General features: G+C 41.3%; 11 protein-coding genes and 4 tRNA genes. 12 read left to right on the top strand and 3 right to left on the bottom strand.

The window, feature by feature from the left end; all coding sequences use genetic code 11:
• Positions 1-425: 425 nt before the first annotated feature.
• Positions 426-746 (bottom strand): BON domain-containing protein, encoded by a 321-nt coding sequence (locus tag CWC30_RS16325; protein ID WP_036980135.1) that lies wholly within the window; start codon positions 744-746, stop codon positions 426-428.
• A 239-nt stretch (positions 747-985) separates the two neighbouring features.
• Positions 986-2,212: an ATP-dependent RNA helicase SrmB gene (gene srmB / locus CWC30_RS16320; RefSeq protein WP_036980134.1), complete on the bottom strand. Its 1,227-nt coding sequence runs from the start codon at positions 2,210-2,212 to the stop codon at positions 986-988.
• A gap of 76 nt (positions 2,213-2,288) precedes the next feature.
• Here srmB and CWC30_RS16315 point away from each other — a divergent pair, with 76 nt between their 5' ends.
• On the top strand, positions 2,289-2,987 hold the full coding sequence (locus tag CWC30_RS16315) for a tRNA1(Val) (adenine(37)-N6)-methyltransferase (protein ID WP_138627625.1): 699 nt from the start codon (positions 2,289-2,291) through the stop codon (positions 2,985-2,987).
• A 94-nt stretch (positions 2,988-3,081) separates the two neighbouring features.
• On the top strand, positions 3,082-3,540 hold the full coding sequence (locus tag CWC30_RS16310; RefSeq protein ID WP_138627624.1) for a DUF2147 domain-containing protein: 459 nt from the start codon (positions 3,082-3,084) through the stop codon (positions 3,538-3,540).
• A gap of 47 nt (positions 3,541-3,587) precedes the next feature.
• On the opposite strand, the gene fldB is transcribed toward CWC30_RS16310, so the two are convergent.
• Positions 3,588-4,109 carry a flavodoxin FldB gene (gene fldB / locus CWC30_RS16305; RefSeq protein ID WP_008467792.1) on the bottom strand — a complete coding sequence of 174 codons (522 nt, stop codon included), beginning with the start codon at positions 4,107-4,109 and terminating at the stop codon, positions 3,588-3,590.
• Between the two features lie 105 nt (positions 4,110-4,214).
• Here fldB and xerD point away from each other — a divergent pair, with 105 nt between their 5' ends.
• The 10 genes from xerD to CWC30_RS16255 all read left to right on the top strand — a co-directional run bounded on the left by xerD (position 4,215) and on the right by CWC30_RS16255 (position 11,777).
• Complete coding sequence (gene xerD, locus CWC30_RS16300; RefSeq protein ID WP_008110662.1) at positions 4,215-5,141, top strand: site-specific tyrosine recombinase XerD; 927 nt, start codon at positions 4,215-4,217, stop codon at positions 5,139-5,141.
• A gap of 72 nt (positions 5,142-5,213) precedes the next feature.
• The gene (gene dsbC, locus CWC30_RS16295) at positions 5,214-5,942 is read left to right on the top strand and encodes a bifunctional protein-disulfide isomerase/oxidoreductase DsbC (RefSeq protein WP_036980127.1); all 729 of its coding nucleotides are present in this window, start codon (positions 5,214-5,216) and stop codon (positions 5,940-5,942) included.
• Between the two features lie 84 nt (positions 5,943-6,026).
• Positions 6,027-7,748: a single-stranded-DNA-specific exonuclease RecJ gene (gene recJ / locus CWC30_RS16290; protein WP_138627623.1), complete on the top strand. Its 1,722-nt coding sequence runs from the start codon at positions 6,027-6,029 to the stop codon at positions 7,746-7,748.
• Between the two features lie 145 nt (positions 7,749-7,893).
• A protein-coding gene (prfB, locus tag CWC30_RS16285) for a peptide chain release factor 2 (RefSeq protein WP_096038752.1) occupies positions 7,894-8,992 on the top strand; the annotation gives its coding sequence in 2 pieces (ribosomal slippage) (positions 7,894-7,968 and positions 7,970-8,992; 1,098 coding nt in all).
• 26 nt (positions 8,993-9,018) lie between these two features.
• Positions 9,019-10,554, top strand: a complete 1,536-nt coding sequence (lysS, locus tag CWC30_RS16280; RefSeq protein ID WP_008467803.1) for a lysine--tRNA ligase — start codon at positions 9,019-9,021, stop codon at positions 10,552-10,554.
• Between the two features lie 353 nt (positions 10,555-10,907).
• On the top strand, positions 10,908-11,090 hold the full coding sequence (locus CWC30_RS16275) for a hypothetical protein (RefSeq protein ID WP_036980126.1): 183 nt from the start codon (positions 10,908-10,910) through the stop codon (positions 11,088-11,090).
• 128 nt (positions 11,091-11,218) lie between these two features.
• Positions 11,219-11,311: transfer RNA gene (locus CWC30_RS16270), tRNA-Ser, on the top strand.
• Between the two features lie 34 nt (positions 11,312-11,345).
• Positions 11,346-11,422: transfer RNA gene (locus tag CWC30_RS16265), tRNA-Arg, on the top strand.
• 58 nt (positions 11,423-11,480) lie between these two features.
• Positions 11,481-11,557: transfer RNA gene (locus tag CWC30_RS16260), tRNA-Arg, on the top strand.
• A 143-nt stretch (positions 11,558-11,700) separates the two neighbouring features.
• Positions 11,701-11,777 (top strand) — tRNA-Arg (locus tag CWC30_RS16255).
• Positions 11,778-11,901 lie beyond the last annotated feature (124 nt).

Raw genomic sequence — 11,901 nt, 5'->3', positions numbered from 1 at the left:
CCTTTGGCTAAATACCAAACAGACTGCTGCAAATTCAACCTTGAAAGAACAACAGACTCAATTGATAACCTGAAGTAATTAAAGCCTTGCGCTAACTGCCTTAAAAACGTCTCAATTAGAAAACTATATCGATAAGGTTTCTCATCTCAAAATAGATTATTTAATCAACCGAACTAGAGCCCAAGCTTGATGTAAGCGCTTTATAATAAGTGTTTATAAATAAAGGTTTCAAAAGTATAAGCAGCTGCAATGAGCGTCGCGATTGATGCGTAAACTAAAAGGCATTTAATTAAGTATTTAAACTGGCTTGGGAATATGCTCTGCAGTGAATTATATTGTGCAAACTATAAAAAAGCGCCGCTTGTGTTGGAGAAACAAGCAGCGCTGAGGGATAAGTTAAGTGTATTAGTTAAGAAAAAGTTATATTAAATGACACTAATTTTGTTATGAATGATTTTAACCCCATCCATATTTTCTAAAAACTTTTGTGCAAGAGCGCGTTCAAAACCGTTATTGGCTTCGCCTTTAAGTTCAACGTCACCGTCATTAACGTGTACGTTTAGTTTTTCTAACTTTAAATTTGGGTTAGTGCGCAATTCATGAGTAATAGATTGTTGTAAATTAGGTTGTGTAGCCACACTGCTAACTACAGCTAAATGCGTTGCTGCACTGACTTTAAAAGCAGAGGCTAATAAAAATAAACAACAAAACGAAATAAAACCGATAGTAAATTTAATGCGACTCATAACTATATCCTTAGTGTGTTACTAAAAAACAATGCCATTACTCGGCGTTTTAATACTCGTATATTCGATAGGGTTACAAGTTTCATTCCAAGATTAACTATTTGAAATAAATTACTATTTTATTAATTAGTTATTCAGCTAAGTATTTTTTACATATTACTATGAATAGCTTACTCACTGTTTTTAAGCCACAAAAAAGCCGACAAACGTCGGCTCAATTAAATGTGTTAAAGCTAAAGCTATTTTTTCTTTTTAGCTTTGGCTTTTTTCTTTGCTTTCATTTTTACTGGATCTTTACGCTTTTTAACCGGTGGTTTGGCTTCTTTATGCTTTGGCTCTAATCCTTTAAATACACGGCGTTTTAGCTTTTGCTCTATGTAACGTTCTACTTTGTAAAGTATGCCAATGTCGTGCGCTTCAATGAGTGAAATTGCAATACCTTTTTTACCAGCACGACCCGTACGGCCAATACGGTGTACGTATACATCCGCAGTGCGAGGCATATCAAAATTAATTACGTGGCTTATATCAGCTACATCAATACCGCGCGCGGCGACATCAGTTGCTACCAAAATGCGAGTTTTGCCACTGTGGAAATTTTCCATGGCTTTCATGCGTTTGTCTTGTGGCATTTCACCACGTAGCCACGCAGCTTTTACGCCGTTATTGGTTAGTTCACCAATAAGGGTTTCAAGACGCTCACGGGTTTTTACAAACACAATCGCTTTACTAACATCAGGGCCATTTAAGGTGTTAACTAATAGCTCAAGTTTATGATGATAATCATCCGCTAAATGAACCCATTGATGTATTTTAGCTTTTTCTTTGCGTGATGATTCGGCTTCAAGTAGCGCGGGATCGTTTAAAATACGCTCAGCAAATAATTCTACGCTGTCACCTTCAAGGGTGGCTGAGAATAAAAAGCACTGACGACGGTTTTTAGCTTCATCACAAATGCGCAGCATTTCTTTACGAAAACCCATGTCGAGCATGCGGTCGGCTTCATCAAGAATGAGCATTTCTACGTTTTCTGCGTGGAAGTTTTCGGTTTCCAAATACTCCATTAAACGCCCAGGTGTGGCGATTAAAATGTCGTTATTATTTTCAAAAATTTCTTTGTGTGTACCGTAGTTTATACCGCCGGTAACCACCCCAATTTTTAACTGGGTTTGCTTTGCAAGTAACTCACATTGTTCATGAATTTGATAAGCAAGCTCGCGCGTTGGGGTCATAATTAATACCCGTGCAAAGCCCGGATCACGACGCGGAAAATCCATTAAATATTGAATTGCCGGAATTAAAAATGCCGCCGTTTTACCTGTACCTGTTGGTGCAGACGCTAAAATATCGCGTCCTTGCAACGCCTCAGGAATGGCTTGTTGTTGAATGCTAGTGGGAGTTTCATAGCCCATTTTATTAATAGCATTGAGTAGCTTATCATCAAGATCAAATTCAGAAAATTGCATAGAGTGTCAAAAATAGGGGACAATTGCCGTTAATTATACGCACTTAAACCTGCTTGGTGAATGAAAAGGTGAAAAAATGTCTGGTTTTGCATTTAAACAATTTAAGGTTGAGCACGACCAGTGCGCCATGAAGGTCTCTACCGATGGTATTTTACTGGGCGCATGGGCTGATTTAAGCCACGCAAATACGTTACTTGATATAGGAACAGGTACAGGGTTACTGGCTCTAATGTGTAAGCAACGAGCGCCACATTTAAAGGTGAGCGCGGTTGAAGTTGATGAAGCCGCCTACCAGCAGGCTTTACAAAATTGCCAGCAAAGCCCTTGGCCGGATATTAGTATTTACCATCAGTCTATTCAGCAGTTTGAGGCTGCTGGTTTATTTGATTGTGTTATAGCTAATCCGCCTTATTTCAATCACAGTTTAAAAGGTGATAATGCAGCGCGAAATATCGCTCGACATACCGATGGTTTAAGCTTTGCAGAACTGCTTGGTGCGTTTAGGCACCTAAGTCATCAACATTCGCGTTTTAATCTTATTTTACCCACCACTGAGGCGCAGTTATTTATAACATTAGCACAGCAGCAAGGGCTGTATTTAAATCGTCACTGCCAAGTACAAGCTATGCCAAATAAGCCCTTTAGCCGCAGTTTGATGACTTTTAGTTTTGATGATTGCGAAGTAAGTAAAAGCACCCTATGCATAAGGGAGTTAAGTAATGCTTACAGTCAAGACTACATTGCACTGTGCAAGGCGTTTTATTTAAATATGTAATACCACGCTGTATGCCTAAAGCATTTTTACGTAGAGTGTTTTATAAAGGGTTGTTAGTATGGCACCATTATTGACTCATGTTTAAAGTGATCTGATGAATTTATTAACTAAAAAAACAAAAAAAATACTATTACTAGCCCTTTTAGCGGGTAGCTTATTTAACACCTCTGAGATTTTTGCTAACCCCACACCGGTTGGGCTTTGGAAAACTATTAACGAAGAGACTAACGAGGCTAAGTCGTACGTACGCATTACTGAGCAAGATGGTGTGCTGACTGGTAAAATTGAAAAAATACTCAATAAAGCCAAGCAAGATGCACTTTGCGCCGAGTGTGATGGTGATAAAAAGAATCAGCCTATGTTGGGGATGACCATTATTGAAGATGTGACCTATGCGGGTGACGGTAGTTGGGAAGACGGTGAAATACTCGACCCAAATAATGGTAAAACCTACAGCGTGCGTTTAACACCGCAGCAAAATGGCGAAAAACTTGAAGTGCGTGGTTATGTGGGCTTTTTTTACCGTAACCAATACTGGTTAAAAGTAGAATAGTTAAGAATTAAAAAGCGCTGCATGGCAGCGCTCTTTGCAATAGTGAGTTATAGGGTTTCAGCGTACTCTGTCATCACTTGTTCTACCCAAGTGGCAATACGCTCGTCGCTTAGCTCGTACTGACTGTCTTCATCTAATGCTAAACCTACAAACTGTTTACCGTCTTCGGTAAGTGCTTTTGATGCTTCAAATTCGTAATTACTATCGTTAGGCCAAAAGCCAAGTTGAGTAATGGCTTGAGCATTTATTTCATCGTGCAACATACCTAACGCGTCTTGAAACCACTGGCCATACCCTTGCTGATCGCCCATGCCAAATAAGGCTATAGTTTTACCATTTAGGTCAACGTCTTTTATGTCGTCCCACTTTGATTCCCAATCTTCTTGAATTTCGCCAAAGTCCCACGTTGAGATACCAAAAATGATAAAGTCGTATTGCTCAGCGTTTTTAAGCGGTTCGTCTTTAATATTGTGTAAACTGACGATATCGGCGCCAATAATGTCGCGTATTTTTTCTGCCGCCATTTCGGTATAGCAGGTAGTAGAACCAAAAAATAAACCAATCTGCATCGTATTTATCACTGTGTAATTGCCTGTTATGATAGGCTCAAGTTTACCGTAAGGTATTTTTAATTGATACCTTCTCCCGTGGTATTACCAACATGAGATCACAACGTGACAACGCTATCTGACGATTTACCTGAACAAAATACTGAGCTAAGCAGCAATAGCGACTTTTTAGAAACCTTTTTAGATAGCCTCTATTTAGAGCAAGGCGTAAGTGAAAACACACTGAGCGCTTATCGCAGTGACTTAGATAAGTTTTGCCAATTTTTAAAAGGCGAAAACTTAATGACGGTAACCAGCCTCGACGTTGAAAGTTACCTTGCACACCGCGTTGATTTAGGGCTAAAACCACGCAGTACTGCACGCAGTATTAGTGCATTAAAACGTTTTTATCAGTACTTTGTACGCGAAAAAATAATTAGCGACTCACCTATGGTTAATATTGCTCAGCCTAAAGCGGGGCAGTCGTTACCAAAAACGCTTTCTGAGGCTGAAGTAGAGGCGCTATTAAGTGCGCCCAACATTGAAGAGCCAATGGGTCTGCGCGACAAAGCCATGCTGGAGTTACTGTATGCAACAGGCCTGCGGGTAACCGAGCTGGTGGGACTTAGAATGGAGCAAATAAATTTGCGCCAAGCTGTGGTGTTTGTAAAAGGTAAAGGTAACAAAGAGCGATTAGTGCCATTAGGTGAAGAGGCCATGTACTGGCTCGAGCAATTTTTAAAGCTTGGGCGAGCACAAATGATAAAACATGCCACCGATTTTGTGTTTCCTTCTAAACGAGGGGTAGGCATGACACGACAAACTTTTTGGCATCGGATCAAACACTATGCTATTTTGGCATCCGTTGAGTCGCCGTTATCACCCCATACCTTGCGACATGCATTTGCAACGCATTTATTAAATCATGGGGCTGACTTGCGTGTGGTGCAGATGATGCTTGGCCACAGCGACCTATCAACTACCCAAATTTATACGCATGTAGCGAATGAACGATTAAAATCGGTACATGCTGAGCATCATCCTCGTGCTTAAGCGAATTTTTTTGTCACTAAGCCGGTCATATAGACACGATAAGATAAGTATTTTTAAGATAGAGAACCCGTTATGAAAAAATTAATGTTAGCAGGTGCCATGTTGTGCACTAGTTTGAGCGCCTTTGCTAATGGCGTTGCAGTAACACCCGATGCCAATGATCCTATCGTGACGAAATTTGCCGCGCTAGGGGTAACCGTTAAACAAATTAATCCAAGCCCAGTTGCAGGCTTAAAAGAATTGATCACCAATAAAGGTGTGCTGTATGCAAGTCCTGACGGTCAATTTTTAATGCAAGGTACGCTAATCGATTTAAACAACCGTAGTAACCTAACCGAGCAAGCACTTAATGGTGTGCGCCAATCAGGGTTAAAAGAATACGAAGACTCAATGATTGTTTACAAAGCGCCTGAAGAGAAGCACAGCATTACTGTATTTACCGATATTAGCTGTGGTTACTGTCGTAAATTACACCGTGAACTAGATGACTTACTTGATGCGGGTATTACCGTTAAGTATTTAGCATTTCCACGCGGCGGTCTGCAAGGATCTGGTTATGCTGATTTAATGAATGTATGGTGTGCGAAAGATCAGCAAGAAGCATTAACTGAAGCTAAATCAGGTGCAGATACCCAAATTGTTAAAGGCTGTAGCGCACCTGTTGCTGAGCATTATCAGTTAGGCCAGAGTTTTGGTATTAGCGGTACACCGGCTATTATTTTAGAAGATGGCACGATGATCCCAGGTTATCAGCCTGCTGCGGCATTAAGCGCAGCGCTTGAGGCTAACAAAGCGGGCTAAGTGATACCGCGAGTATGTGTTTAAAAAGGCCTTAATGGCCTTTTTTTGTCTTATTATCATGAACATCATAAGTTAAAAACTAGCATGAAAAAAATGATCATTGCGCGAGAACCCGTTGACGACTCTCATCTGCCGAGCCATCTTCACCCTGTTATTAAGCAAATTTATGCCACGCGAAATGTTTCCCATGCCGATGAGCTAAACAATAGCGCAGCTACACTCCACGACTTCAAACTTTTTAAAGATATAGACAAAGCCAGCCAACTGTTAATTGAAGCCCTACACGCACAAAGCAAAATACTTATTGTGGGCGATTTTGACGCCGATGGCGCAACCAGCACCGCCACCTTAATGCAAGGGCTGGCCATGTTTGGCTTTACCCACTTAGATTACTTAGTACCAGACCGCTTTAGTTTAGGATACGGCTTAAGCCCAGCATTGGCTGAGCAAATAGTGACAATGAAGCCCGATTTAGTGATCACCGTCGATAATGGCATATCGTGTATCGCAGGGATTGATATTGTTAAAGCCGCAGGCATTAAAGTGCTGGTTACAGATCACCATTTACAAGGCGAGCAACTGCCGAATGCCGATGCTATTGTTAATCCTAATCGTCATGACTGTGATTTTCCTTCTAAGTCGATAGCTGGTGTTGGTGTGGCGTTTTATTTACTCATTGCCCTGAGAAGTGCGCTGCGTGAACAAGGCTACTTTAACCATCATCCTATGCCAAATATAGCTGATTTGCTTGATATTGTAGCGTTAGGTACGGTAGCCGATGTGGTAGCACTGGATGCGAATAACCGCACCTTAGTGCACCAAGGCTTGGCTCGTATTCGCAGCGGTAAAACTCGCCCAGGTATTACCGCACTGATTGAAGTGGCTAATCGCAATGCCGCGCGTTTGAGCGCCAGTGACTTTGGTTTTTCGCTTGCTCCACGCTTAAATGCAGCAGGGCGCTTAGACGACATGAGTCTAGGCATAGCGTGTTTACTTAGCAAAGACATAAATCAAGCAAGGCGCATAGCCGGTGAGCTTGATAGCTTAAACTTTGCCAGACGTGAAATAGAGCAAGGCATGCAAGTAGAAGCGCAAGCGGTGCTCGATAGGCTCGCCTTTAAAGAAGACAGTGTGCCCGATGCCATTTGTTTGTACCAAGACGATTGGCACCAAGGGGTAATTGGTATTTTAGCCGGGCGCTTAAAAGAAAAGTACCACCGGCCAACTGTGATATTTGCCGGTGGTGAAAACGGTGAAATTAAAGGCTCATGTCGCTCTATTGAAGGCTTGCATATGCGCGACTTACTTGAGGGATTAAACACCGCGCAGCCTGGTTTAATTAATAAATTTGGCGGCCACGCAATGGCGGCAGGGTTAAGTATTAACGAGCAGCAATTTACTGAGTTTAAACGTGCGTTTGATAGTGCGGTTAGCGAGCAACTCAGTGAAGAAAGTAAACGTTGCATTGTGTTTACCGATGGTGAGCTACCTAACGACTGCTTTAGCATGGATTTTGCACAATTATTAAAGCAATCAGGCCCGTGGGGGCAGCAATTTCCTGAGCCGATATTTGAACACACCTTTGAAGTGATACAGCAGCGCATTGTAGGTGAAAAACACCTAAAGTTAGTCCTTAAACACCAATCTGCACGTTTAGTTGACGCCATAGCTTTTGGCATTGATGTAAAAGCGTGGCCAGATACCGAGGCGCAGTTTGTTAAAGTAGCGTACCAGCTCGATATAAATGAATTTAGAGGTAAATTTAGCTTACAACTGATTGTAAGAGAGCTTGAAAAAGTGGGCTAAAAAATATCTTCAAACCATGCATAAAAGGCTAATAAAACGCGCGGTTTTTTGTTAAAATCGGGCGTTTTTATTATTTGATGATTTTTAATTGCGCTCAGTCTCTTTTTTAAGTGCGCAATAACCTAGCCATTTTGGAGTAATGTACATGTTTGAAGTGAATCCTGTGATTAATCAAATCAAGGAAATTCGCGAACGTACTGAACTGCTTCGGGGGTACCTTTGACTACGCTCTTAAACAAGAACGTTTAGAAGAAGTTAACGCCGAACTTGAAGATTCAGCCGTATGGAATGAACCTGAGCGCGCACAAGCCCTTGGTCGTGAAAAGTCAGCACTAGAAGCCGTTGTTGAAACCATTGACACCTTAGTGGCGGGTACTGACGACGTTGAAGGGTTAGTAGAGCTTGCTGTTGAAGCCGAAGATCAAGACACCTTTGATGAAGCACAAAGTGAACTAGCTGATTTAAATCAGCAGCTTGAAGGGCTTGAGTTTCGTCGTATGTTTTCAGGTTCTCACGATTCAAACGATGCCTACCTTGATTTACAGTCAGGTTCTGGCGGTACTGAAGCGCAAGACTGGTGTAATATTTTACTTCGCATGTATTTACGCTGGGGTGAAGCAAAAGGCTTTAAAGTAGAGCTTGTTGAAGCGACCGATGGTGATGTTGCCGGTATTAAAGGCGCAACGGTGCGTTTTTCTGGGGAATACGCTTATGGTTGGTTACGCACTGAAACAGGCGTACACCGCCTCGTTCGTAAAAGTCCATTTGACTCAAGTGGTCGTCGTCATACCTCGTTTGCTTCTGCGTTTGTTTACCCAGAAGTTGATGACAATATTGAAATTGACATTAATCCGTCTGACTTGCGTATAGACGTTTACCGTGCATCAGGCGCGGGTGGTCAGCACGTAAATACCACTGAATCAGCGGTACGTATTACTCACGTGCCAACTAATACTGTGGTGCAGTGTCAAAACGAGCGCTCGCAGCATAAAAATAAAGCCCAAGCAATGAAGCAGTTAAAAGCGAAATTATTTGAGCTTGAGCTACAACAGCAAAATGCAGAAAAGCAAAGCCAAGAAGACAACAAATCTGATATTGGCTGGGGAAGTCAAATTCGTTCTTACGTACTTGATGACTCGCGTATTAAAGATTTACGTACCGGCGTTGAAAACCGTAATACTCAAGCGGTACTCGATGGCGACTTAGACAAATTTATTGAAGCCAGCTTAAAATCTGGCTTATAACCACCAAGCTAAAAAAGAGCTAAAAAATGACTGATCAAATCCAAGACGAAAATAAGTTAATCGCTGAGCGTCGCGGCAAATTAGACGCTATTCGCGCAAATTGCCCAGCCAACGGTCATCCAAACCAATTCCGTCGTGAGCATTACACGGCAGATTTGCAGGCTGAGTTTGGTGATAAGAGTAAAGAAGAATTAATCGAATTACAGCACGTAGTATCGATTGCAGGTCGTATTCTTGCTAAGCGTGGTCCGTTTATGTCTATTCAAGATATGAAAGGCCGTGTACAAGTTTATGCATCAAAAGACGTACAAAAAGATTTAAAAGCAAAATATGGCCAGCTTGATATTGGCGATATTATTGGTGTTAAAGGGCCACTTAATAAATCGGGTAAAGGTGATTTATACGTAGATATGGCTGAGTACGAACTACTGACTAAGTCACTTCGTCCACTTCCTGAAAAATTCCATGGCCTATCGGATCAAGAAACGAAATACCGTCAGCGTTATGTTGATTTAATTACTAACGAAGCAACGCGTGAAACATTCCGTATTCGCTCACAAGTGGTTGAAGGTATTCGTCGCTTTTTAGCAGACCGCGATTTTATGGAAGTAGAAACGCCAATGCTACAGGTTATTCCTGGTGGTGCATCTGCGCGTCCGTTTGTGACTCATCATAATGCACTTGATATCGACATGTACTTACGTATTGCGCCTGAGCTTTACTTAAAGCGTTTAGTAGTAGGTGGTTTTGACCGTGTATTCGAAATTAACCGTAACTTCCGTAACGAAGGGTTATCAACGCGTCATAACCCAGAATTCACCATGATTGAGTTCTACCAAGCATACGCTGACTACATTGATTTAATGAACATCACCGAAGACATGTTACGTACAGTTGCAACTAACGTATTGGGTAGCCCAATCGTTGTTAACACCACTAAAGATGAAAACGGTGAAGTGATTGATTCAGTAGAGTATGACTTTGGTCAACCGTTCACACGTTTAAGCATGAGCGACGCAATCTTAAAATATAACCCTGAGTTTGATGCTGCGGTATTTAACGACCCAGAAAACCACTTTGAAGAATTAAAAGCGTACGCAAAACAAGTGCATGTTAAAATTCCTGAAAACTGCGTATGGGGCCCGGGTAAGTTTTTATGTGAAATATTTGAAGAAACGGCTGAGCATATGCTTATCCAACCTACATTTATCACAGGGTATCCGTGGGAAGTGTCTCCACTTGCACGTCGTAACGACGAAAACCCATTTGTAACTGACCGCTTTGAATTCTTTGTTGGTGGCCGTGAGCTTGCAAATGGTTTCTCTGAGCTTAATGATGCACAAGATCAAGCTGAGCGTTTTTCTCGCCAAGTTGAAGAAAAAGACGCAGGTGATGATGAAGCAATGCACTACGACGAAGACTACATTCGCGCGTTAGAGTATGGTTTACCACCAACAGCGGGTGAAGGGATTGGTATTGACCGTTTAGTCATGTTGTTTACTGACTCATCAACTATCAAAGATGTTATTTTATTCCCACATATGCGCCCACAAGCAGACTAAGCTTGAAGGAATAAACTAAAAAATTATCAACGCCGCTAACTAGCGGCGTTTTTTTTGCCCTATTGTTTGTGAGACATTGCCTAAACTGCTCATTAAGTCTTTTAATTAATTGTTTTCACATTAATAATGAAGTCTAGGTATAAAGAGCAATTAACCTTTAATTCAGTTTCACTCGCATATGGTTACTCCACTGCTTAGCAACATTACAGCAGTGATATAACTTTTTGGTATGATTGTTTTTTAAACATTGTGTTGTATTTATGTAAATTTTTTAGCTGAAATGTGGCGGAAATTTATATGCTGTCATTCTTAGTCGTAAAAATAAAAATTTCTAAAGGACTTAGAAAAATAATATGAAAGTTAAACAAGTAGAACCTTTATCTGATGAAAACACCACTGAACAACAGCGACAAGCATATTATCGTGCGTGTATTGCCGAGTTTCAGAAGTTAGGCTATCAAGAGCAATACCTTGCTGAACTTACGGACGAACTAGTACCAGTGATGGGTGTAAACTCAAGCACGCCAAATGCCTAACCCGATTAAATTTCGAACTAATTTCACTGTAAAACTAAACATATGTGCAATCTATAGCCATATAGTCACTTTTGTCAGAAAAGTGTTTGACATATTTTCTGAAATCTTTATTATACGCCCCACAAGACGGAGAGGTGTCCGAGTGGCCGAAGGAGCTCCCCTGCTAAGGGAGTATAGAGTTTGTAGCTCTATCGAGGGTTCGAATCCCTCCCTCTCCACCATTTTTTAAATGGCGCATCTTGTAAAATAAAGTATGGGCGCATAGCTCAGCTGGATAGAGTACCTGGCTACGAACCAGGCGGTCGGAGGTTCGAATCCTCCTGCGCCCACCATACTTTACTCTCTTTTAGAGAACGCTCTGCTTAGAGTTAAAACAAGCAAAATGAAAGTGGGCGCATAGCTCAGCTGGATAGAGTACCTGGCTACGAACCAGGCGGTCGGAGGTTCGAATCCTCCTGCGCCCACCACTTTCATTGCAACTCCTGCTAAGAGTATAAATAAGTAAAGTGTTGGCTAACGCCAAGCGGTCGGAGGTTCATTCTTATTAGATACGTCCTACGCCCACCACTTTCAACTCTCACTTAGAGTATAAATAAGTAAATATGAAAGTGGGCGCATAGCTCAGCTGGATAGAGTACCTGGCTACGAACCAGGCGGTCGGAGGTTCGAATCCTCCTGCGCCCACCACTTTCTATTAAAAATAATACAAAAAATATAAAAAAAAAAAATAAAAAATAAATAAAAAATATCAAAAAAAGATTATAATATTAATATTAAAACAAACATCAAATAATAGCAAAATGATTAATAT

It is taken from the genome of Pseudoalteromonas sp. S4741, assembly GCF_005886135.1.
Lineage (GTDB): Bacteria > Pseudomonadota > Gammaproteobacteria > Enterobacterales > Alteromonadaceae > Pseudoalteromonas > Pseudoalteromonas tetraodonis.
Note: the sequence above shows the minus strand (reverse complement) of the source record. Positions and strands in the feature narration are given on the sequence as shown.